Source organism: Streptomyces sp. NPDC001822 (assembly GCF_042892135.1).
Classification (GTDB): domain Bacteria; phylum Actinomycetota; class Actinomycetes; order Streptomycetales; family Streptomycetaceae; genus Streptomyces.
The window spans coordinates 159,640-182,803 of record NZ_JBIATW010000015.1 but is presented as its reverse complement, the minus strand read 5'-3'; the positions used below and the strand labels follow the sequence as shown (position 1 = coordinate 182,803).

The window sequence follows — 23,164 nt, the reverse complement described above, 5'->3', positions numbered from 1 at the left end:
GTCCCGCGCGGGCGGCGCCCCCCCCCCCCCCCCCCGCGGCCCCCACCCCCCCGCCCCCCCCCGCCGCCCCCCCCCCTCTTCCCAAAAAACACCCGGGCCCCCCCCCGGCCCGGGGGGCCCCCCCCTTCTCGTATGTGAGGGCGTCAGCCCTTGAGCTCGGCCGCCACCAGCTCCGCGATCTGCACCGCGTTCAGCGCGGCACCCTTGCGGAGGTTGTCGTTGGAGACGAACAGCGCGAGGCCGTGCTCGACGGTCTCGTCGACCCGGATGCGGCCCACGTACGAGGGGTCCTTGCCGGCGGCCTGGAGCGGGGTGGGGATCTCGGAGAGCTCGACGCCCTCCGCGTCCTTCAGCAGCTCGTAGGCGCGCTCGACACTGATCGGGCGGCCGAAGCGGGCGTTGATCTGCAGGGAGTGACCGGAGAAGACCGGGACCCGGACGCAGGTGCCGGACACCTTGAGGTCCGGGATCTCAAGGATCTTGCGGGACTCGTTGCGGAGCTTCTGCTCCTCGTCCGTCTCGAAGGAACCGTCGTCGACGATCGAGCCCGCGAGCGGCAGCACGTTGAAGGCGATCGGGCGCTTGTAGACGGCGGACTCGGGGAAGTCCACGGCCTCGCCGTCGTGCGTCAGCCTGTCCGCGTCGGCCACGACCTTGGACGCCTGGCCGTGCAGCTCCGCGACACCGGCGAGCCCCGAGCCGGACACCGCCTGGTAGGTGGCCACCGTCAGCGCGTCGAGCCGTGCCTCGTCGTGCAGGGGGCGCAGCACGGGCATGGCGGCCATCGTGGTGCAGTTCGGGTTGGCGATGATGCCCTTGGGGCGGTTGCGGATCGCGTGGGGGTTGACCTCGGAGACCACCAGCGGGACCTCGGGGTCCTTGCGCCAGGCGGAGGAGTTGTCGATCACCACGGCGCCCTGCGAGGCGACCTTCTCGGCCAGCGCCTTCGACGTGGCGCCGCCGGCGGAGAACAGCACGATGTCCAGGCCCGTGTAGTCCGCGGTGGAGGCGTCCTCCACGGTGACGTCCGTGCCCTCGTACGCGATGGCGGAGCCGGCGGAGCGCGCGGAGGCGAAGAGCCGCAGTTCTGCGACGGGGAACTTCCGCTCGGCCAGAATCCTGAGCATGACTGTGCCGACCTGACCGGTGGCGCCGACGATTCCGACCTTCACGGGGACTCCCTCACGGATGTGCGAAACGGACACGGTTGCCGGTCCATGATGCTTGTGTCCATGGCCGCCTTGTCCAATCCATTGTCCGGCAGACGGACGGGTTGCGCGCAGAGCTGTGGGGCGGGAGCCCTTGCGAGCGCCCGCCCCACAGTTGTCTCATGTCGTACGGATCACACCGCCGCGGTGCTTACGGCGCGACCTTGCCGATCACGACGCTTCCGGTGCCCGCGGCGGTGCCGCGGCTGTTCACCAGGTGGACCTCGCCGAAGAACTGGCGGCCCTCGGGAGCCGCTCCGGCGACGACGACCTCCGCGCCGACCTTGGCGGACGCGCCGTTGGCCAGGTTCACGGCCTTCGACTCGTCGACGTTGATCGTGCCGAGCGACGGGGCGTAGTACACGTCCCGGTAGTCGTACTCGGTGGTCCCCGCCGGGACCGAGTAGCCGTCGATGATGACGGTGTAGGTGCCGGCGGCCGGCTCCACCAGGCTGACGGACTCCTCGGAGCCCGCCGTCGTCGACGCGCCGACCTGGGTGCCGTCCTTGACGACGTACAGGTCGATGTCGGCGTTGGCGTCCGAGGTGTTGCCGATGGCGACGTCCAGCTTCTCGACGCCCTCACCGATGGTGAACGTCTTGGTGTACTGACCACCGGTGGCGATCGACGGGCGCTCGACGTCCGCCGAACCCAGCGAGCCGCCCTTGAGCGAACCCTTCAGGTCACCGGCGTTGTTCGTGACGGTCCAGTCCACGGCCGCCGGGGTGCCGATCTTCGCCTCGGGGATGGTCTGCACCGCCGGGTCGAAGGAGGCGCCGAGCAGCGAGACGTCCAGCTTGTACGGGTTGTCCAGCAGCGGCGACGTGCGGCGGGACTCGACCTCGATCTCCCAGACGCCCGGCTGCGGCGCCTTGTAGGAGCGCGTGTCCGGACGGCAGGTGTTGGCCGGGTTCTCGTAGTTCGGGTAGCAGAAGATCGTGGAGCTGTCCTCCACCGCGACCCCGTAGGGGTGGATGGAGATGAACCGCGTCTGGCTGCCCGAGCGCAGGGCGCTCAGCGCGACCTCGAGGGTCTCCGCGCCCTCGGGGACGTTCACGAAGTACGACGTGGTGCTGTTGCGCTGCACCGAGCCGGTCGTCGAGAAGGCGTAACCCGGCTTCACGAGGTCCTTGGCGACGACCACGGTGGAGAGGATCTGCTGGTCGATGCCCGAGGTCCTGCTGTCGTCCACCTGCAGGATCGCGCTGTGGACGCCCGCCGAGCGCGGCTTCGCCTGCACCTTGACGGTCACCGGCGTGCCGAGCGGCAGCGAGACGGTGCTCGAACCGGTCAGGGAGAAGGTGCCGTCGTTGTTCTTCCACGACAGCGTGTGCTTCACGGCCTTGTCCGGGCCCGTGGTGCGGGTGACGGTGACGTCGTACGACTTCTTCTGGCCGGCCTTCAGGCCGCCCTCACGGTCGTACAGACCGGTGCCGAAGCCCGGGGTCTTCAGCGCGAAGTCGATCGCCGTGTCGACGGGAGCCTTGACCGAGTACTCGTGCGCCGGGGCGCCCTGCTTCTCGATCTGCTTCCAGGCGCCGACGATGTTGATCAGGCCGGCACCCTGGGCGTGCGCGGGCACACCGGCGATGTGGGTGGCGGTGCTGGTCAGCGCGGTGCGCAGGTCGGCCGGCGGCAGCTCGATGTGCTTCTGCTTCGCGGCGGACAGCAGCAGCGCCGTGGCGCCCGCGGCCTGCGGCGAGGACATCGAGGTGCCCTGCAGCATGGAGTAGCCGGCGGGGAGCGCGTAGCCCGACTCCTTGACCGGACCGCCGGGGAACCAGGTCTGGGTGGTGTTGATCGACGCGCCCGGTGCCGTCAGGGTCGGCGTGAAGCCGCCGTCCTCACGCGGACCGCGCGAGGAGAAGGGGAGCATGTCGTACTTCTTGGTGACGTTGGAGCCGTAGTTGGCGGCCCAGGTCTCCTTGGAGATCGACGCGCCCACCGAGATGACGTGGTCGGCGAGACCGGGGTCACCGATGGTGTTGACGCCCGGGCCCTCGTTGCCGGCCGAGATGACCAGCTGGACGCCGTAGATGTCGATGAGGCGCTTGTAGAGCTCGGCGCGCGCGTTGTTGCCGTCGTTGAGCGGCGGCAGTCCGCCGATCGACATGTTGACGACGTCGACGCCGCGGTTGACGACGAGGTCGATCATGCCCTCGGTCAGCGCGATGTTGGTGCAGCCGCCCGACCAGGAGCAGGCACGGGAGGAGACGACCTTGGCGCCGGGCGCCGCGCCGTTCATCTTGCCGCCGAACAGGCCGTTGGCCGCGGTGATGCCCGCGACGTGGGTGCCGTGCTCGCTCTGGATCACGCCGATGTTGACGAAGTCGGCCTTGGCGCCGGCCGCGTTGTAGACGACGTTCTTGCGGGTCTCGACGACGAACGGGATGCGCTCGGCGACCTCGGTCCGCGGGTCGTCCTTGCCGAAGTAGGACACCTGGTGCTTGTCCTTGTACGGCTTCAGGACGGCCTCGTCGCCGAAGTCCGCGTCGTCGTCCAGGTCCACGCGGACGGTGCCGGTGACCGGGTCGTAGAGCACGGCCCAGACGTCGGTGGTGTCGCCGTCCCGGTTCAGGTCCCCGGCCATGTCGCCACCCTTGGTGGCGGCCTCGGAGAAGAGCTGGATCTTGTAGGACCCCTCCGGCGCCGAGTAGGTGCGGCCGCCGATGGTGAACGTCGGGCCGGCCACGCCGGCCGTCATCCGCAGCCAGGTGCCGTCGCCGTCGCTGACGGGGTCGGTCGCCGTCACCCAGTCGACGATCTTGCGCTCGCCGGTGGTGGTCTTCTGCAGCGCGGGGTGGCCGAGGTCGACACCGGAGTCCAGGACACCGATGGTGATCCCGCGGCCGTCGGCCTTCGGGTGCTGCTTCACGAAGTCCACGGCGCCCGTCTCGAAGGACGGGTTGTACGGGTTCTTCGCGGGGGTGTGCTTGCCCGGCGCCGGGTAGCTGCCCGTCGCCTTCTTCTGCTGGGCCCCCGCGGCCCGGTCGCCCGCGGGCGTCGGGTCGTCCAGCTCGATCTCCTGCTTGAGGTCGATCCCCTGGACGGAGGAGAGCTTCTGCGCCGCCTTGATGGTCGCCTCGGCGGTCGCGGTCGGCACGGTCGCCCGGACGTATCCGAGCTTGTCGTACGTCTGTCCCAGCACGGACCCCTTGACGGCGTCCAGCTGCTCGCGCACCTGCTCGGTGGCACCCGGCTTGGTGGCGACCATCATCGTGACGGTCTTCTCACCCTCGGTCTGCGCCTTCGCCAGTACGCCGGCGTCGGCCTCGCCCAGCTTGTCGCCCTTGGCGCTCGCGGCGGCGGGCTTCACCGGCGCGGGCGCCGGGTCGTCGGCGGCGAAGACCGGGGCGGCGCCGGAGGCGGCCAGTGCGGCCGCCAGGCCGGCCGCGGCCGCGATGCGGGCCGCGCGTCTCGCCCCGGGTATGGAGCTGGGGGATTCCTTGGTCATGAGCATCCCTGTTTTGTGAAAGAAAGAGAGAGTCCGGAATTCGGTACCCGATGACCGCTCAGCCTTTCGTAAATGACAGGGGTTTGTGGAGACTTGACGGGGATCAAAACGGGACATGGCGGAGATCCGCCACTGGTCCGGTTGCGCCAACCGGCGTCTCTCTCGCGGTCCCTGACGGGCCCGCACCTCGTGCTCAGCGCGGCAGGACCACCACGTACGCGGCGGGTTCGCGGTCCTCGGCCGCCATCATCGCCGTGCGCAGCACCACCGCCTGCTGTGCCATGACCTCGCGCAGCTGCCCCGGGGTCACCCGCACCACCGTGACCCCGAGGCGTTCCAGGTGTTCGCGCTCCGCCGCGAAGGCGACACGGTCCTCGCGCGGTGAGCGGGTGCCCAGTTCGAGCGCGACGGCCTGCTCCGGCCAGTAGGCGTCCACCCCGCCGAGGAAGCGGCCGCCGGGAAGCGACAGCTCGACGTTCCACAGGGGTTCCGGCAGTCCGTGGGCGCGCACCATCTCGTACAGCCGGCCCTCCGCGACCGAGCGGCCCTCGACGAGCAGCGCCTCCACGGCGTCCACCACGTGCGGGCGGCCCAGCAGCTTGGCGGCGTTCATCTCCCTCACGACCGCCGCCGGTTCGCAGTGTCCGCCGCGCACCGCCTCCGTCAGGATCCTGCGGACCGTCGAGGCGTCCGTGAGCGCGGACACCGTGTCGGCGAGGGCGCGTTCCACGGGCGCCAGCGGCACCCCGGAGCGCCGTTGCGGCCTCGGCAGGACGGCCGCCCTGGTCACCTGGACGAACCGGGTGGACCGCAGTCGCCTGGTGCGTGGCACCAGGACGTCGATGCGGTGCAGCGCGATCGTCGGGGGTGCGGACGCGAAGCCGTACAGCGCCAGGGCTGCCAGGCCGGTGACCATCGCCTCGCCGTAACCGGGCCCGGCCTGGGCCGGGACGCCCCGGCGGGCGGTGGACGGCGGCCTGCCGCCGTACAGCAGCGCGCCGTGCACCCGGTCCTCGTCCGTCGCCCGGCCGTCGTGCAGCAGGTAGACGCCGGGGAGCAGTTGCTGCCAGGGGCCGCCGGGCAGGCACTGCGCGGCGGTCTGCGCCGCCGTCACGCCCCGGGCGCGCAGCTGGGCGGCGGACTGCACGCGGTGGCGCACCGCGGAGACGGTGTGGAGGGAGAGCGGGGTGTTCTGGGTCATGCCCGGGAGGTTCCCGCAGGTCCGCGCCGCGATGGCGGGTGTTACACGCCCGTCGACATTCCAGGACAACGCCGTTCAAAAGCGCAGCAGTTCGAGTGTCGAAAAGAGTGGTCGCGGCGGGGAATGTACGGCGCGCGCCCCGCACGCGTGTGCGGGGGCGCGCGCCGGGTACTCACTCCGCCGCGTCGCGCTCCTGGGCGCGCAGCGTCCGCGCCAGGTCGTCCCGCGCCTCCAGCACCAGTCGCCGCAGCGCCGGTGCCGCGTCCGGGTGCGAGGTCAGCCACGCGTCCGTCGCGGCGAGCGTCGCCGGGTCGTCCTGCAGCTGCGGGAACAGGCCCTTGACCACGTCGATGCCGATCTGGATGGAGCGCTCGGCCCACACCCGCTCGATCGCCTCGAAGTACGAGGCCGTGTACGGCGCCAGCAGCTCACGCTGCGAGGCCTGCTCGAAACCGGCGATCGTCGCCCCGACGAGGGCGTTGGACAGCTTGTCCGACTCGACGACCGCCGCCCACGCCTGGGCCTTGACCGCCGCCGAGGGCCGCGACGCGAGGCACCGCACGTGGTGCCGCTTGCCGGACGCGGTGTCGTCGCGGGCGAGTTCGGCGTCCACCGCCGCCTCGTCCGCCGCGCCGTGCGAGACCAGCGGGGACAGGAAGGCCCAGCGCAGCTCCTGGTCGACGTCCAGGCCCTCGATCACGGCCGAGCCGTCGAGCAGCCCGGCCAGCAGCCGGAGGTCCGCGTCCGAGGCCGCCACCGCCGCGAAGAACCGGGCCCACGTCAGCTGGTGCTGGCTGCCCGGCTCCGCGCGCCGCAGCTCACGCAGCGCGCCCTCGGCCAGAGCCCGGCCGCCCTCCTCGCGCCAGGCCGGCGCGGCGTAGTGGTCCACGGCCGAGCGGGCCCAGGTGTGCAGCATCTGCAGGACCCCGATGTCCGACTCGCGGCCGGCGGACGACAGCACGAGGGAGACGAAGTCCCGGGCCGGCAGCACCGCGTCACGCGTCAGGTTCCACAGCGCCGACGAGCACAGCGCCCGGGCGAGCGGGTCGGTGATGTCACCGAGGTGCTCGCGGAGGGTGTCCAGCGAGCGCTCGTCGAAACGCACCTTGCAGAACGTGAGGTCGTCGTCGTTGACCAGCACCAGGTCGGGCCTCTCGGCCCCGGCCAGCTCCGCGACGACGGTGCGTTCGCCCGCGACGTCGGTCTCGGCGCGGGCGTACCGCTCCACGGTGCCCTCCGGGGTGAGCCGGTACAGGCCCACCGCGACCCGGTGCGGCCGCAGCTCGGGATGCGAGGCGGCGGCCTCCTGCGTCACGGCGAGCTCCGCGACGCGGCCCTCGTCGTCGCAGGTCACGACCGGGGTCAGGGTGTTGACGCCCGCGGTCTGCAGCCACGCGCGCGACCAGGCCGTCATGTCGCGCCCGGACGTCTCGGCCAGCACCGACAGCAGGTCGCCCAGCCGGGTGTTGCCGAAGGCGTGGCGCTTGAAGTAGCGGCGCGCGCCCTCCAGGAAGGCGTCCCGGCCCACGTAGGCCACCAGCTGCTTCAGCACGGAGGCGCCCTTGGCGTACGTGATCCCGTCGAAGTTCAGCTTGGCGTCCTCCAGGTCACGGATGTCGGCCGTGACCGGATGGGTGGACGGCAGCTGGTCGGCGCGGTACGCCCAGGCCTTGCGGTTGTTGGCGAAGGTGATCCAGCCGTTGGTGAAACGGGTCGCCTCCACCATCGAGAACGTCCCCATGAAGTCGGCGAAGGACTCCTTCAGCCACAGGTCGTCCCACCACCGCATGGTGACCAGGTCGCCGAACCACATGTGCGCCATCTCGTGCAGGATGACGTTGGCCCGGCGCTCGTAGGACGCCGAGGTGACCTTGCCCCGGTAGACGTACTCCTCGCGGAAGGTGACGAGGCCCGGGTTCTCCATCGCGCCGAGGTTGTACTCCGGCACGAACGCCTGGTCGTACTTCCCGAACGGGTACGGGTAGTCGAAGTGGTCGTGGAAGAAGTCCAGGCCCTGCTTCGTGATGAGGAAGATGTCGTCGGCGTCGAAGTGCCGCGCGAGCCCCTTGCGGCACATCGCGCCGAGCGGGATCTCCAGCTTCGTGCCGTCGTCGAGTGTGCGGGTGTAGCTGTCGGTGACGTGATGGTAGGGGCCCGCGACGACCGCCGTGATGTACGTCGAGATCGGCAGGGTCTCCGCGAACCGGTGCACCTCGCCGTCCTGCGACTCCTCCGCGCCGTTGCTCCACACCCGCCAGCCCTCGGGCGCCGTCACCTCGAAGCGGTAGGGAGCCTTGAGGTCGGGCTGCTCGAAGTTGGCGAAGACGCGCCGGGCGTCGGCCGGCTCGTACTGCGTGTAGAGGTAGACCTCGCCGTCCTCCGGGTCGACGAAGCGGTGCATGCCCTCGCCGGTCCGGCTGTACGCGCACAGCGCGTCGACGACCAGGACGTTGCCGCCCTCGGCGAGGTCGTCCAGCGCGATCCGGGTGCCGTCGAAGACGGCCGCCGGATCCAGGTCCTTCCCGTTCAGCGTCACGGCGCTCACGGCCGGGGCCACCAGGTCGGCGAAGGTCGACGCCCCGGCAAGGGCGGCACGGAAGCGGATCGTCGTCCGCGAGCGGAAGGTGCGCGGACCGGCCTCCCCGTCGGACCCGCTGGGCTCGCCGACGGCGGAACGCAGGTCGAGGGCGACCTCGTATCCGTCGACGGTCAGCAGCTCGGCCCTCACGCGGGCCTCGTCGCGGGACAGGTTTTCACCGGGCACGGAACACTCCTTCGTGTCTCTTTCGAACACCTTTGATCCTCGCATGCGGCACTCCGCCCCCACACACGGGAATGGCCGGAGTGCTCCGCGGTGTTCTGCGGGGAGGTGCAGACCGACCTCATGAGGAGAGACATGCCCGAGAACAGCACGGCCGGCGGCAAGGTCCCGGTCGACTTCTGGTTCGACCCGCTCTGCCCCTGGGCGTGGATGACCTCCCGCTGGATGCTGGAGGTCGAGAAGGTCCGCGACGTCGAGGTCCGCTGGCACGTGATGAGCCTCGCCGTCCTCAACGAGAGCAGGCTGGACGAGCTCCCCGAGAAGTACGCCGAGATCATGCGCGACACGGCCTGGGAAGCCGTCCGCATCGTCGTCGCCGCGCAGCAGAAGCACGGTGACGAGGTCGTCGGCCCCCTCTACAACGCGCTCGGCACCCGCATCCACAACAACGGTGAGGGCCTCACCCGCGAGGCGTACGCGGGCGCCCTGGCGGACGTCGGCCTGCCGGCCGAACTGCTGGAGTACGCCGACTCGGACGCGTACGACAAGGAGCTGCGCGCCTCCCACCAGGAGGGCATCGACAAGGTGGGCCAGGACGTCGGCACCCCGGTCATCGCCGTGCCCGGTGCGGACGGCGAGCAGGTCGCCTTCTTCGGTCCCGTCGTCACCCCCGCCCCGAAGGGCGAGGACGCGGCGAAGCTCTGGGACGGCACGCTGCTGGTGGCGTCCATCCCCGGCTTCTACGAGCTCAAGCGGACCCGGACCCAGGGCCCCGTCTTCGACTGATCCCGTGCCGCCGCACCGCGGGCCGGGCCGGGGCGACCGGTCCGGCCCGCGGTGCGGCGGCGGTGCGTCCGCGCGGATCCCGGGTATTGCCGAAGCGGTGAACCGTCGTTCATGATCTGGCCATGCCAGATGCCGGTCCGGACCGTCCCGCGGCCCCGCCCCTGCCGCCCACCGTGCGGATCGGATACGGGCTCGGCTCCCTGTGCACGGGCACCTTCGCCACCGTGCCCGGCCTGATCCTCCTCTACTACCTCACCAACGTCCTCGCCGTGCCCGCCGCCGTGGCGGGCGCCGCCGTGTTCCTGCCCAAGGCCTGGGACGTCCTCGTCAACCCGCTCGTCGGCGCGCTCTCCGACCGCAGCCGGCTGCGCGGCGGACCGCGCCGCCCGTTCCTCCTGGCCGGCGCCTGCACGCTGCCGCCGCTCTTCGCGCTGATCTTCGCCGCCCCGCCGCTGCGCGGAGCCGCGGCCGCCGCCTACGTCGGCGCCCTGTTCCTCCTCGCCGCCACCGCGTACGCCGTCTTCCAGGTGCCGTACGTGACCATGCCCGCCGAGATGACCGAGGACCCGCGTGAACGCGGGCGCGTCCTCGGCTGGCGGGTGGGGTTCCTCGGCGTCGCGATCCTGCTGTCCGGCGCGCTCGCCCCCGCGATCGCCCACGCCGACGGCGACACCCCGCAGAGCTACCGGACGATGGGCGCCGTCGTCGCCCTGCTTCTGGCCGCCGGGATGTTCGGGGCGTGGGCCGCCACCCGCCGCGCCCCGGCCGTGGCGCGCAGCGAGGCCGAACCCTCCCTCCGGGCGCAGCTCGCCGCGGCCCGCTCCAGCAGGCCGTTCCTGTACCTGGCCGGAATGTGGACGCTCCAGGCCCTCGCCATCGGCGTCATGCTCGCCGGGGTCCAGTACTTCGCGACGTACACCCTCGGATCGGCGGGCGCCGTCACCCCGCTGTTCGTCTGCCTGATCGGCCCGCTGGTCCTCTTCATGCCGCTGTGGAACCTGCTGGCCCGGCACAAGGGCGTGACGTACGCCCAGTGGTGCGCGTCGCTGCTCTACACGGCCGGCGCTGTGCTCCTCGGCCTCACGGGCGTCGCGGGCCAGGCCGTCGGGTACGCGGCGGTGGTCCTCGTCGGCATCGCCTACGCCGGGTTGCAACTGCTCCCGCTCACCATGCTCGCGGAGACCCTGGCCGCCGACGCCGTCGCCACCGGCAGGCGCAGGGCCGCCACCTTCACGGGGCTGTGGACGGCCGCCGAGACCCTGGCCTTCGCCCTGGGCGCGGGCGTGTTCGCCCTCGTCCTGGCCGTGACCGGCTTCCGTTCGTCCGACGCCGCGCACCAGGTGGAGCAGCCCGCCGCGGCCCTCACGGGCATCACCGCGGGGATGAGCGTGCTGCCCGCCGTCCTCGCCGCCGCGAGCCTCCTGCTGCTGAGCCGCTACCGCGCGACTCCGACCGCGCCCCACCCCCTCCAGGAAGAGCCCGCCCGTGCCGACTGAACCCGCCCTGCCCGACGGCCGCCCCGCCACCGAGGTGCTCGCCGAACTGCGCGCCCTGCGCGAGGCGGACGCGCCCACGCGCGGGGGCCGTACCTTCGCCTACGTCTACGACGCCGGGCTGGAGGGTCTGGACGAGCTGGCCGCCGAGGCGTACACCGCCTTCGCGACGGTCAACGCGCTCGACCCCACGGTCTTCCCGAGCGTCGCGCGGCTGGAGAACGACCTGGTGGCGGCCGTCGCCGCCCTGCTCGGCGCCCCCGGCGCCCAGGGGACGTTCACCAGCGGCGGCACGGAGAGCATCCTGCTCGCGGTCAAGACCGCCCGCGACCACGCCCGCTCCGAGCGCGGGATCACCGAGCCCCGGATGGTGCTGCCGTCCACCGCCCACGCGGCCTTCCACAAGGCCGCGGCCTACCTGGGCGTCGACCCCGTCGTCGTGCCCGTCGACCCCGTCACCTTCCGGGCCGACGCCGGCGCGATGGCCGCAGCGCTCGACGACCGCACCGTGCTGGCGGTCGCCTCGGCGCCTTCGTACGCGCACGGGGTGATCGACCCGGTGGCCGAGATCGCGGCGGCGGCCGCCGCACGCGGGGTGCTCTGCCATGTGGACGCGTGCATCGGGGGCTGGATCCTGCCCTACCTGCGGCGCGCCGGGCGCGAGGTGCCGCCCTTCGACCTGTCCGTGCCGGGCGTCACGTCGCTCTCCGTGGACCTGCACAAGTACGGCTACGCGGACAAGGGCGCCTCCGTGGTCCTCCACCGCGACGCCGGGCTCCGCCGCCACCAGTACTTCGCGCACGCGGGCTGGCCCGGCTACCCCGTCGTCAACCCGACGGTGCAGGGCACCAAGTCCGGTGGTCTGCTGGCGCAGGCGTGGGCCGTCCTCCGGCACGTCGGCGAGGACGGATACACCGCGCTCGCCGGCCGGGTGGGGGAGGCGTCGGACCGGCTGCTCGCCGGACTGCGGTCCATCGACGGCGTGCACGTCCTGGGCGATCCCGCGGCGGGACTCGTCGCGTTCACCGTCTCCGGCCGACAGGACGGGGCCCCCGACCTCAGCCTGCTCCTGCACCTGGCCGACGAGATGCGCGAGCTGGGCTGGTACCTCCAGCCGCAGCTCTCCTTCGACGGCCTGCCGCCCAACCTCCACCTCACCCTGACCCCGGCCACCGTCGGCCAGGTCGGCCCGCTCCTCGACGACCTCACCGCCGCGCTGGCGAAGGCCCGGGCGCTGGACCCGGTGGCGGTCGACCCGGCCCTCGCGTCGTTCGCGGCCGGGCTGGATCCCGCGACGCTCGGCCCGGACGAGACCGCCGCCGTCCTCGCCTTCGCCGGACTCGGCGGCGGGGGCGGACTCCCGGAGCGGATGGCACCCGTACTCGTCCTGCTCGACGCACTGCCGCGTGCCCTCAAGGAGCGCCTGCTGGCCGAGTTCATCGGTTCCGTCTTCCGGATCTGACGCCGCCCGCGGCGCACGGCATGGGTGAGCCCCCGCGAGTCATGTCCTCGCGGGGGCTCACCGTTCATCCGCCTGCCCGGTGAAGGTTGAGAAGACGATCACGAGGCAGGACGCATCGGGTCCGTCAGGGGGCCAGCAGCAGCACGTCGGCGCGCTCCTTGGTCGCGGCGTAGCGCCTGGCCACGTCCTGCCAGTTGACGACGCGCCACATCGCCTCGATGAAGTCGACCTTCTGGTTCTTGTACTGCAGGTAGAAGGCGTGCTCCCAGGCGTCGAAGACCAGGATCGGGACCGAGCCCTGGCCGACGTTGCCCTGGTGGTCGTAGACCTGCTCGACGATCAGCCTGCCGCTGAGGGGCTCGTAGGCGAGGACGCCCCAGCCGGAGCCCTGCGTGGTCGCCGCGGCCTTCGTCAGCTGGGACTTGAAGCCGGCGTACGAGCCGAAGGACTCCGTGATCGCGTCCGCCAGGTCGCCCACGCCGTCCGCCGCGAGGGGCTCGCCGCCGCCGTCACCGGTCATGTTGTGCCAGTAGATCGAGTGCAGGATGTGGCCCGAGAGGTGGAAGGCCAGGTTCTTCTGGAGGCCGTTGACTGCCCCCCAGGCACCCTTGTCCCGCGCCTCTTCGAGCTGTTCGAGGGTGTCGTTGGCGCCCTTGACGTACGCGGCGTGGTGCTTGTCGTGGTGGAGCTCGATGATCTGCGGGTTGATGACCGGTTCGAGCGCCGCGTAGTCGTACGGGAGTTCCGGGAGCGTGTACGTGGCCATGGGTCGAACCCTCCAACTGCTGCCTGGTTGTTATTGCAAGTCCTTCGCAATTGCAGGCTAGCAGGAGGAAGGGCCGGAAGTGATCAGCCCATGGTCCTGGGACGGGTCCGGCCGGCCGCTCGTGGTCCGCCGGAACCGGAGACCGCCCTCAGGTGACGGGCCGCACGGTGCTCCGCGCGCGCTCCCGGACCAGCCCCGGTGCCAGGCAGAGGGTCGCCAGGGCGGAGGCCGCGGCCATCACCGCCATCGCCGCGGCGGGGGAGGTCCACCGGGCCACCGTGCCCGCGAGTGCCGCGGCGATCCCCTGCAGCGCGAGCATCCCGGACGCGTGCAGACCGAGGGCCTGGCCGGCGGCCGCGTCCGGGGTCAGCGCCATCAGCCGCTCCTGGAAGAGGAGGCTCGCCGAGAAGCCCGTCGACGCCAGAGCGGCCAGAGCGAGCGCCCACGGCAGCCCCGGCCGCAGCGCGAACAGGAGGTAGGGGGCGGCGAGCAGCAGAAGCAGCGGGATGCCGAGCCGTCCCCTCCATCGCGCCGGGAGGAGGCGCCCCGTGACCGTGTCCCCGATCAGCATGCCGAACGCGGCGCAGGCGAACAGCAGTCCCGCCCGGTCCGGCATGTACGGCACGAAGAGGGACTCGCAGCCGACGACCAGGCCGTTGGGCAGCCACAGTGAGAGGTAGACGTGCCTGCGCGGGGCCGAGGACCACAGGAGCGCGTTCGTCCGCGACGTCTCGCGCACCGACGGCCTGCCCGTGACCCTGGCCGGCCGGTGTGCGAGGCCGAGCCCGGCCGCGGCGGCTCCGGCGGCGTACAGCGCGGCGGCGACGAGCAGCGTGCCGCGCGGGGACAGGGCGGCCACCAGGACGCCACCCAGCGCGTACCCGACGATCTGCATGGTGCCGGAGCACATGTTGAGCACCGAGCGGCCCAGCAGGTATCCGTCCCTGGGCAGGATCTCGCCGAGCAGTCCGTACCGCACCCCGCCGGTCACGGCGGCCACGACCCCCTCGCCCAGGACCACGGCGAAGACCAGGACGAGGGGCAGCCCGGGCAGGGCCAGGACTGCCGTACAGGCGCCGAAGGCGAGCGCCGCGCAGCTCAGCGCCGCGCGCGGGGGGAGCCGGTCGGCCGCCGACATCAGCAGCGTCGCGCCGGCCAGCTGGGCGAGCGAGGAGCCGAACATGGAGAGCGCCGAGAGCAGCGGGGATCCCGTCGACGAGAACACGAGGACGCCGAGGGCCAGTTGGCCCGTGGTCGCGGCGGCGCCCTGCAGGGCGCCGGTCGTGAAGAGGGCACCGAACTGCGGCACGCGGAAGACTTCCCGGTAGGTGAGCATGCCGGGGAGTCTCGGCCGGTGCCCGGTGCGGCCGTTACTGTTTCGCGCGGAGGCGAAACATGGGGTGGTGGCAGGTCAACGCGGACACGCTGGCGGCAGGCCGATTCGTCGTGTCGGAACTGGCCGAGGTCACGGCCACGCTCCAGTTCCTGGTGCGGGGGACCGCGGCGAACCCCGCCGAGCGCGCATGGCTGGACACCCACGGACCCGCCTACCGGGAGCGCCTGGCCGGCGATCCGGCCGCCGCCCGCCTCGCCCCGGCCGGCCTCGGCGGCCACTGGAACGCGGACTTCCTCACGCCCACACCCAGCGGCCCCGGCACGTTCGCCCAGGAGCTCGACCGGGTGCGACAGACGTCCGTGGAAGAGGCCCGGGCCGATCTGGAGGTCTCGGGAGGGGGCCCGCTCCCGGCCGCGCTGCGCGACGCCGATCTGCCGCGGTGCGCCGCCGACCTGCTGGAATGGGTGTGGGAACACCTCGTGCGCCCGGACTGGCCGCGTCGCCGCCGGATCATCGAGGCGGACATCGTGGCCCGGGCCGGTCAGCTGAGCCGGGGCGGCTGGGCCGGGGCGCTGGAGAGCCTGAACCCCGGTGTGCGCTGGCTGGGCGGCAGCAGGCTCCAGGTGAACCCGCGTGACTACCCCCCACGTGAACTGGACGACGCCACCCTGGTGTTCATCCCGGTCACGCCGCGTCAGGGCTGGGTCTCCTGGGACGCCGCGGCGCAGCGCTACGCGATCGTGTACGCCTGTTCGGGAGCCCTCTTCGACGCCGGCCGGCCCGTGGCGCCCGACAGCCTCGGCCGGCTGCTCGGACCCGCGCGGGCCGGGGTCCTCGTGCTCCTCGACCGGCCCCGGAGCACCACGGAACTGGTGGCTCTGACCGGTCAGGGCCTCGGATCGGTGGGCAGGCACGTGAAGGTGCTGCTGGACGCCGGTCTCGCCGGGCGCCGCAGGTCCGGCCGCTCGGTCCTGTACTTCCGTACCGAGGCGGGCGACGTGCTCCTGCGGGCTCAGCCGGGCTGAGGCGCCGCCGCCTCCAGGTCGTCGACGCTGCCGGACATGAGGGTGCGCACGTGCGCGGTGATGTGCTCGGCCGGCCAGTCCCACCAGGCGACGGCGAGGAGCCGGGCGACGTCCTTCTCGTCGTAGCGGGTGCGGATCAGCTTCGCCGGGTTGCCGCCGACGACGCCGTAGTCCGGCACGTCGGAGGTGACGACCGAACCGGTGGCGAGGATCGCGCCGTTGCCGATGCGCACGCCCGGCATCACGGTCACCCCGTGGCCGAACCACACGTCGTGGCCGACCACGGTGTCGCCCCGGCCGGGCAGTCCGGTCAGCAGGTCGAAGTGGTCGGCCCAGGAGCCGCCCATGGTGGGGAAGGGGAACGTGGAGGGCCCGTCCATACGGTGGTTGGCGCCGTTCATGATGAACCGCACACCGGTCCCGAGGGCACAGAACCGGCCGATGACCAGCTTCTCCGGGCCGTAGTGGTACAGCACGTTGCGGGTCTCGAACGCCGTCGCGTCATCGGGGTCGTCGTAGTAGGAGTACGCGCCGGCCTCGATGAGCGGCGAGGTGACCAGGGGCTTCAGCTGCACCACCCTCGGCTGGCCGGGCATCGGGTGCAGCACGGTCGGATCCGCGGGGAGAAGGGGGCTCATGGAGGCACCCTCGCAGAAGGACCGTGCCGCCCGCACTCAGGTTTGCGCCGGGGCCGCGCGCCCGGCCCGCTTCTGGCGCACCAGACCGGTCACGACCAGCGCGGCGGTCAGCGCACCGGTCGCCAGCAGCTGGTCGCGCGTGCCGGGCTGGCGCAGCATCAGGAGGAAGATGCAGGCCATGGCGGCCAGCGCCACGATGGTCAGCACCGGGAAGAGCCACATGCGGACGACGAGCCGGTCCGGTTCCTCCCGCTCGGTCCGCCTGCGCAGGATCAGCTGCGAGACGGCGATGAAGATCCAGACGACCAGGATCACCGCGCCGATCATGTTGAGGAGCCACGGGAACACGTCCTCGGGGCGCCAGTAGCTGAGCAGCACGCAGAGGAACCCGAAGACGGACGAGGCGAGCACGGCGTTGCGGGGGACGCCGGAGGAGACCTTGCCGAGGACCTTCGGGCCCTGGCCGCGGGCTACGAGGGAGCAGGCCATGCGCGATGAGCCGTAGATGTTGGCGTTCATCGCGGAGAGGAGGGCGACGAGGATGACCACGTTCATGATCTCCGCGGCGCCGCTGATGCCGAGGTGGTCGAGCATCGCGTAGAACGGGCCGACCTCGGCCACCTGGGGGTCGTCCCACGGGACGAGGGTGACGACGACCGCCATCGAGCCGACGTAGAAGACCGCGATCCGCCACATCGCCGTGCGCACGGCCTTGGCGACGCCCCGCACCGGGTTCTCGGACTCCGCCGCCGCGATGGTGACCGTCTCCAGGCCGCCGTACGCGAAGACGGAGGCCAGCAGCCCGATGATGAACCCGTTCGAGCCGTGCGGCAGGAACCCGCCGTCCGCGGTGAGGTTCGAGGCGCCGGGGGAGTCCGTGCCGGGCAGCACGCCGAGGATCGCCAGCACGCCGAGCACCAGGAAGAGGCTGATCGCGACGACCTTGAGCGCGGCGAACCAGAACTCGAACTCGCCGAAGTTCTTCACCGCGGCGAGGTTCGTGCCGAGGAAGACCAGCATGAACAGGGCCACCCAGGCCCACTCGGGGGTCCCGGGCAGCCAGCCCGTGACGATCTGCGCGGCGCCGATGCCCTCCAGGCCGACGGCGACGCAGAGCAGCACCCAGAACGACCACCCGGCGGTGAAGCCCGCCCACGGTCCGATCGCCCGTTCCGCGTGGACGGAGAAGGAGCCGGACGCGGGATTGGCAGCGGACATCTCGCCGAGCATCCGCATCACGAACATGACCAGCAGTCCGGAGATGCCGTAGGCGATCACGATGGAGGGGCCCGCGGAGGCGATGCCCGCGCCCGAGCCGACGAACAGCCCGGCACCGATGACACCGCCGAGGGCGATCATCGACAGGTGACGCTGCTTGAGGCCGTGGGTGAGGGCGGAGTCGGCGGTGGGGGCTGCGGAGTCCGTGGGGGGCGGCGCAGAGGTCCGGGACATGGGGCGGCTCTGTTCACTGGTGGGGACAGGGGACGGCCCACAGTCTGAACACGCGTCCCGGCGGCAGGGAACGGCTGTCCGCTATACGGTCACCGGGTTCACACATCGTGCCCACCCGCCTACCGCTGGGCCCGTGACTCCCGCACGGCCGCCACGACCAGCACGGCGCCGGTGGCCCCCGCCGACCACAGCACCTGCGGGCGGGCCGTGTCGTCGGTGAGCATCAGCAGCAGGACGCCCAGCAGACCGGCCAGCGTCACCCAGGTCAGATACGGGAAGCACCACATCCGCAGCGCCAGGCCGCCGGGCGCCTCGCGCTCCAGCGTGCGCCGCAGCCGCAGTTGGGAGGCCGCGATCAGGCCCCACACGAACAGCAGCACCGCGCCGACCGAGTTGAGCATGTAGAGGAACACCGTGTCGGGCCAGCGGAGGTTGAGCAGGACGGAGACGAACCCGAAAGCCACCGAGGCCAGCACCGCGCGCCGGGGGACCCCGCCGCCGGCCGGCCCGCCCGCGGCCCTGAGCAGACCGCGAGGCGCCTCCCCGCGCTCGGCCAGCGAGAAGATCATGCGTGACGATCCGTACAGGTTGGCGTTGAGCGCGGAGAGCAGCGCGACGAACACCACGATGTTCATGATCTGCCCCGCCGACGGCACGCCCAGGGAGTCCAGGACCTTCACGTACGGGCTCAGCCCCGCCCGCTGCGCGGTCCACGGCAGCACGGTCACGACGACCAGCATCGAACCGACGTAGAAGAAGAGGATGCGCACCACCGCGCTGCGCACCGCACGGCCCACCGCGCGGGCCGGATCGTCGGTCTCGGCCGCCGCGATCGTGACGACCTCCAGCCCGCCGAAGGCGAACACCACGGTGAGCACACCGGAGACGACCCCGCTCCAGCCGTTCGGCAGGAACCCGCCCCGGCCGGTCAGATTCGTCAGGCCCACCGGATCCGTGTCCGGGAGCAGGCCGAGGACGGCCAGCAGGCCGAGCACCAGGAAGGCCGCGATGGCGGTCACCTTGAGCGCGGCGAACCAGAACTCGAACTCGCCGAAGTTCTTCACCGCGGTCAGGTTGGCCGCGGTGAACACCACCATGAACAGCAGCACCCACAGCCACTGGTCCACCGCGGGCACCCACCCATGGGCGATCTGCGCGGCGGCGGTCGCCTCCACGGCGAGGACCACCACCAGCAGAAACCAGTAGAGCCAGCCCACCCCGAACCCGGCCCAGCGGCCGAGGGCGCGCTCCGCGTGGACGGAGAACGACCCGGAGGCGGGCATCGCGGCCGACATCTCGCCCAGCATCCGCATCACGAGCATCGCCAGCGTGCCCGCGATCAGATACGAGACGACGACGGCCGGTCCGGCGACCGCGATCCCGGCCCCGGAGCCGACGAAGAGACCCGCTCCGATCACTCCGCCGAGCCCCAGCATCGTCAGATGGCGCTGCTTCAGGCCGTGCGTCAGGGGTTCGGAGGGTGCGGGGGAGTGCGTGGGGGGCGCGTCGTGCATGAGCTGGGGGTCACTCTCGGATCATTTATGGGGAACCTACAGTCTCACGGCCTGATGTCCCTTCCCGAACCGAAGCCGGGGCGTTCCCTCACCTCAGTGACCAGTGTCACGTCGAGGAGAGATTGCGCAACACCGTTTGTGCGAACCCGACTAAGCCGTCAACCACCGCTTTGTGGGCGGCTGATGGTGATCGAGCGATAATCAGTCGGCTAACGTCACCATCAGTCCTGCCCTGCCGATCTCACCCGCGGAGTCCTGATGAGCACTGCTGCCGCCCCCGTCCGTTCCGGAGCGGTCCTCGCCGACCTGCTGCCGGCGGCCCGGAACCGTTACGCCGTCGACACGGCACTCGTCTTCGGCGGCGCCGCGCTCACCGGCATCGCCGCGCAGATCGCCGTGCCCGTCCCGGGCTCCCCGGTCCCCGTCACCGGCCAGACCTTCGCGGCACTGCTCATCGGCACCGCCCTCGGCGCCCGCCGCGGCTTCCTGTCCCTGGCCCTGTACACGCTCGTCGGCATCGCCGGCATGCCGTGGTTCTCCGAGGGCAGCTCCGGGGCCGGCGGCGCGTCCTTCGGCTACGTCCTCGGCATGCTCCTCGCCGCCACGGTCGTCGGCGGCCTCGCCCGCCGCGGCGGTGACCGCTCGGTCCTGCGCACCGCGGGCACCATGGCGGTCGGCTCCCTGATCATCTACGCGGTCGGCGTGCCCTACCTGGCGCTCTCCACCGGCATGTCGTTCGGTGCCGCCGTCGCGGCGGGCCTGGTGCCCTTCCTGATCGGAGACGCACTCAAGGCCGCGCTGGCCATGGGCGCCCTCCCCGCCTCCTGGAAGCTCATCGGGCGTCGCGGCTGAGCCGCACACACCGCCGAAGGGGCCCGCCGGTCGTGGACTGACACGACCTGCGGGCCCCTTCGCGTCTTCTGTGGCACCCGGCGATGGTGCCGGCACCCGCCGTCAGACGGGCGGGCCGGTCACTCGACCGGTGCCGCCGCCTTCCGGCCGCGGGCGTCCCGCACCAGCGAGACGGCCACCACCAGCGCCGCGACGAGCAGCGACAGCAGGACCTGCTCGCGTCCGGCGTCGTCGGTCAGCATGTAGACCAGGACGAAGGAGATCATCGCGATCGTCGCCCAGGTCAGGTAGGGGAAGAGCCACATCCGTACGACGAGCTTCTCGGGCGACTCGCGCAGGATGATGCCGCGCATCCGCAGCTGGGTGAAGCAGATCACCAGCCACACGAACAGGGCGACCGCGCCGGACGAGTTCAGCAGGAAGGCGAACACCGTGTCCGGCCACTGGTAGTTGAAGAACACCGCGACGAAGCCGAAGACGACGGACGAGAGGATCGCCACCTGGGGCACGCCCCGCTTGTTCACCGTGGCGAAGGCCTTCGGGGCGTCCCCGCGCTGTCCCAGCGAGAACGCCATGCGCGAGGCCGTGTAGAGACCCGAGTTGAGGCAGGAGAGCACGGCCGTCAGCACGATGACGTCCATGACCTGGCCCGCGTGCGGGATGCCGATGACGTTGAGCGCGGCGACGTAGGAGCCGTCCTCGACGATCGACGGGTCGTTCCACGGCAGCAGGGTCAGCACGACGAGGATCGAGCCCAGGTAGAAGACGGCGATACGCCAGATCACGCTGTTGGTGGCCTTGGAGACGGCGCGCCGCGGGTCCTCGGACTCGCCCGCCGCCAGCGTCACGATCTCGCTGCCCATGAAGGAGAAGACGACCATCAGCACACCCGTGAGGACGGCTCCCGGCCCTTCGGGGAAGAAGCCGCCGGTGTCCGTGAGGTGGGCGAATCCGGACCCCCCGGCGTCCGAGCCCGGGAGTACGCCGAAGACCGCGAGCAGGCCGACGACGACGAACGCGCCGATCGCGACGACCTTGATCCCGGCGAACCAGAACTCGAACTCGCCGTACGAGCCCACGGAGACCAGGTTGGTGGCCGTCAGCACCACCATGACGATCAGCGCCCAGGCCCATTGCGGCACGCCCGGGACCCAGCCTTCGAGGATCTTGGCGCCCGCCGTGGCCTCGACGGCGAGCACCACGACCCAGAAGAACCAGTAGAGCCAGCCGATGGAGAAGCCGGCCCAGCGGCCCAGGGCCCGGTCGGCGTAGGCGGAGAAGGAGCCGGAGCTCGGCCGGGCGACAGCCATCTCGCCGAGCATCCGCATGACGAAGACGACCATCAGGCCGACCAGCGCGTACGACAGGAGGATGGCCGGCCCGGCGGCGGCGATCCCGGCCCCGGAGCCGACGAAGAGGCCGGCTCCGATCACGCCGCCGATGGCGATCATCGAGAGGTGACGGTTCTTGAGACCGGCCTTGAGCCCGTCCGGGGAGTCGGGCTTACCCGGCTCACCGGGCTGTTGGCCCGGACCTGCCAGAGTCGTCTGCGACGTCATGGATCGAATCCTTACGTTTTCTGATCACGTGTGTCGGTGTTGCCCCCGCCTGGGGTGGTGCGGAGGCAAGGCCACGCATTCAAGCCCGACCGGAAGCAGAAACGGAACCCCTTAATCCGTTTCCTTGACCCGATCGTTGCCGGAGTGGGATGGCACACAGGTCCCGCACAGGAAGCGACCCGCCGCGACAGCCCGGTGGGTCCCGACCCCGCTGACGATTACCCCGCCCGGTCCGTGTCACACTTCGCACCATGCGCGTGTACCTCGGCTCCGACCATGCCGGCTTCGAACTGAAGAACCACCTCGTCGAGTGGCTCACGGCCCACGGCCACGAGGCCGTCGACTGCGGTCCCCACATCTACGACGCCCAGGACGACTATCCGCCGTTCTGCCTCCGCGCCGCCGAGCGGACCGTCGCCGACGAGGGCAGCCTCGGCATCGTCATCGGCGGCTCCGGCAACGGCGAGCAGATCGCCGCGAACAAGGTCAAGGGCGTGCGCGCCGTGCTCGCCTGGAGCGAGCAGACGGCCGCTCTCGGCCGCGAGCACAACGACGCCAACGTGATCTCCATCGGCGGCCGCATGCATACGGCCGAGGAGTGCACCAGGTTCGTCGAGATCTTCCTGACCACTCCGTACACCGGCGAGGAGCGGCACGCCCGCCGCATCGGCATGCTCGCGGCGTACGAGAACACCGGGGAACTCCCCCCGGTCCCGGCCCACCACCCGCAGCAGGGCTGACCCGCCCCGCACCCGCTTCCCTCGTGCCGTCGGGCCCCGCCCGGCGGCACACCCGCGTTCCCAGGAGACCAGCCGTGCCCGAGGGGCATACGATCCACCGCCTCGCGGCCGACCACCACGAGCGGTTCACCGGCGGCCCGGTGCGGGTGAGCAGCCCGCAGGGCACCTTCGCCGGAAGCGCCGCACTGCTGGACGGCCGCACGTTCACCGGCGTCGACGCCCACGGCAAGCACCTCTTCCTGGGCTTCGAGGGATCGGTCTGGATCCACATCCACCTCGGCCTCTTCGGCAAGCTCGGCTTCGGCACGGTCCCGGCCCCGCCGCCCACCGGCACCGTCCGGCTGCGCCTGCTCAACGACGGTCACCACGCCGATCTGCGCGGTCCCACCACCTGCGCCCTGATCACCGGACCCGAGAAGCGCGCGATACACGACCGGCTGGGCCCGGACCCGCTGCGCACCGACGAGGACGGCGAGCGCGCGTGGCGGCGCGTCTCCCGCAGCCGCGTCACGGTGGCCGCCCTGCTGATGGACCAGAAGGTCGTCGCCGGAGTCGGCAACGTCTACCGGGCCGAAGTCCTCTTCCGGCACGGCATCGACCCCTACCTCCCCGGCAAGGACCTGACGCGCGGTGAGTGGGACGCGCTCTGGGCGGATCTGCGCGTCCTGATGCGCGAGGGCGTACGGCACAACCGGATCGACACCGTCCGGCCCGAGCACCTGCCCGGGGCGATGGGCCGGCCGCCCCGGGTCGACGACCACGGCGGTGAGGTCTACGTCTACCGGCGGGCCCGGCAGGCCTGCCACATCTGCGGTTCCGGCATCCGCACGGCCGAACTCGCCGCCCGTAACCTCTTCTGGTGCCCGACCTGCCAGCCGTCCGCAGGCGGACGCTGAGGGTCTGTCACGCCCGTCGTG

General features: G+C 71.7%; 17 protein-coding genes. 7 read left to right on the top strand and 10 right to left on the bottom strand.

Translation table 11 applies throughout. The features are described from left to right. Positions 1–143 precede the first annotated feature (143 nt). From ACFYY2_RS28875 to pepN, 4 genes are all read right to left on the bottom strand, one after another. Positions 144–1,172, bottom strand: a complete 1,029-nt coding sequence (locus ACFYY2_RS28875; RefSeq protein ID WP_388748342.1) for an aspartate-semialdehyde dehydrogenase — start codon at positions 1,170–1,172, stop codon at positions 144–146. A gap of 187 nt (positions 1,173–1,359) precedes the next feature. After that, positions 1,360–4,668: a S8 family serine peptidase gene (locus ACFYY2_RS28870; protein ID WP_388748340.1), complete on the bottom strand. Its 3,309-nt coding sequence runs from the start codon at positions 4,666–4,668 to the stop codon at positions 1,360–1,362. 187 nt (positions 4,669–4,855) lie between these two features. Further along, positions 4,856–5,863: a hypothetical protein gene (locus ACFYY2_RS28865; protein ID WP_388748338.1), complete on the bottom strand. Its 1,008-nt coding sequence runs from the start codon at positions 5,861–5,863 to the stop codon at positions 4,856–4,858. Positions 5,864–6,035: 172 nt separating this feature from the next. Further along, positions 6,036–8,627, bottom strand: a complete 2,592-nt coding sequence (pepN, locus tag ACFYY2_RS28860) for an aminopeptidase N (RefSeq protein WP_388748336.1) — start codon at positions 8,625–8,627, stop codon at positions 6,036–6,038. A gap of 132 nt (positions 8,628–8,759) precedes the next feature. On the opposite strand from pepN, the gene ACFYY2_RS28855 reads away from it, so the two are divergent. From ACFYY2_RS28855 to ACFYY2_RS28845, 3 genes are all read left to right on the top strand, one after another. After that, entirely contained in the window at positions 8,760–9,410 is a 651-nt protein-coding gene (locus tag ACFYY2_RS28855; RefSeq protein ID WP_388748334.1) for a DsbA family protein, read from the top strand. Positions 9,411–9,532: 122 nt separating this feature from the next. After that, a complete protein-coding gene (locus tag ACFYY2_RS28850) occupies positions 9,533–10,906 on the top strand; it encodes an MFS transporter (protein ID WP_388748332.1) in 1,374 nt (457 codons plus the stop codon). After that, positions 10,896–12,365, top strand: a complete 1,470-nt coding sequence (locus tag ACFYY2_RS28845; protein ID WP_388748330.1) for a pyridoxal phosphate-dependent decarboxylase family protein — start codon at positions 10,896–10,898, stop codon at positions 12,363–12,365. The genes ACFYY2_RS28850 and ACFYY2_RS28845 overlap by 11 nt, the downstream gene beginning before the upstream one ends. A 124-nt stretch (positions 12,366–12,489) precedes the next feature. Here ACFYY2_RS28845 and ACFYY2_RS28840 read toward each other — a convergent pair whose 3' ends face one another. Then, positions 12,490–13,131, bottom strand: coding sequence for a superoxide dismutase (locus ACFYY2_RS28840; RefSeq protein ID WP_388748328.1), 642 nt, complete (start codon positions 13,129–13,131; stop codon positions 12,490–12,492). Between the two features lie 148 nt (positions 13,132–13,279). Beyond that, positions 13,280–14,467 (bottom strand): MFS transporter, encoded by a 1,188-nt coding sequence (locus tag ACFYY2_RS28835; RefSeq protein WP_388748326.1) that lies wholly within the window; start codon positions 14,465–14,467, stop codon positions 13,280–13,282. Positions 14,468–14,526: 59 nt separating this feature from the next. Between ACFYY2_RS28835 and ACFYY2_RS28830 the strand changes: the two genes are divergently transcribed. Beyond that, a complete protein-coding gene (locus ACFYY2_RS28830; protein ID WP_388748324.1) occupies positions 14,527–15,492 on the top strand; it encodes an ArsR/SmtB family transcription factor in 966 nt (321 codons plus the stop codon). Here the strand turns inward: ACFYY2_RS28830 and ACFYY2_RS28825 are convergent. From ACFYY2_RS28825 to ACFYY2_RS28815, 3 genes are all read right to left on the bottom strand, one after another. Then, positions 15,480–16,130, bottom strand: a complete 651-nt coding sequence (locus ACFYY2_RS28825; RefSeq protein ID WP_388748322.1) for a CatB-related O-acetyltransferase — start codon at positions 16,128–16,130, stop codon at positions 15,480–15,482. The two genes, ACFYY2_RS28830 and ACFYY2_RS28825, sit on opposite strands and share 13 nt — an antisense overlap. Before the next feature lie 36 nt (positions 16,131–16,166). Then, positions 16,167–17,582 carry an amino acid permease gene (locus tag ACFYY2_RS28820; protein WP_388748320.1) on the bottom strand — a complete coding sequence of 472 codons (1,416 nt, stop codon included), beginning with the start codon at positions 17,580–17,582 and terminating at the stop codon, positions 16,167–16,169. Positions 17,583–17,701: 119 nt separating this feature from the next. After that, positions 17,702–19,096 carry an amino acid permease gene (locus tag ACFYY2_RS28815; protein ID WP_388748318.1) on the bottom strand — a complete coding sequence of 465 codons (1,395 nt, stop codon included), beginning with the start codon at positions 19,094–19,096 and terminating at the stop codon, positions 17,702–17,704. Positions 19,097–19,354: 258 nt separating this feature from the next. On the opposite strand from ACFYY2_RS28815, the gene ACFYY2_RS28810 reads away from it, so the two are divergent. Continuing rightward, the gene (locus tag ACFYY2_RS28810) at positions 19,355–19,948 is read left to right on the top strand and encodes a biotin transporter BioY (RefSeq protein ID WP_388748316.1); all 594 of its coding nucleotides are present in this window, start codon (positions 19,355–19,357) and stop codon (positions 19,946–19,948) included. A 119-nt stretch (positions 19,949–20,067) separates the two neighbouring features. On the opposite strand, the gene ACFYY2_RS28805 is transcribed toward ACFYY2_RS28810, so the two are convergent. Beyond that, on the bottom strand, positions 20,068–21,507 hold the full coding sequence (locus tag ACFYY2_RS28805) for an amino acid permease (protein WP_388748314.1): 1,440 nt from the start codon (positions 21,505–21,507) through the stop codon (positions 20,068–20,070). A 251-nt stretch (positions 21,508–21,758) separates the two neighbouring features. Between ACFYY2_RS28805 and ACFYY2_RS28800 the strand changes: the two genes are divergently transcribed. After that, entirely contained in the window at positions 21,759–22,247 is a 489-nt protein-coding gene (locus ACFYY2_RS28800) for a ribose-5-phosphate isomerase (RefSeq protein ID WP_388748312.1), read from the top strand. Between the two features lie 74 nt (positions 22,248–22,321). Further along, positions 22,322–23,143 (top strand): Fpg/Nei family DNA glycosylase, encoded by an 822-nt coding sequence (locus ACFYY2_RS28795; RefSeq protein ID WP_388748310.1) that lies wholly within the window; start codon positions 22,322–22,324, stop codon positions 23,141–23,143. Positions 23,144–23,164 lie beyond the last annotated feature (21 nt).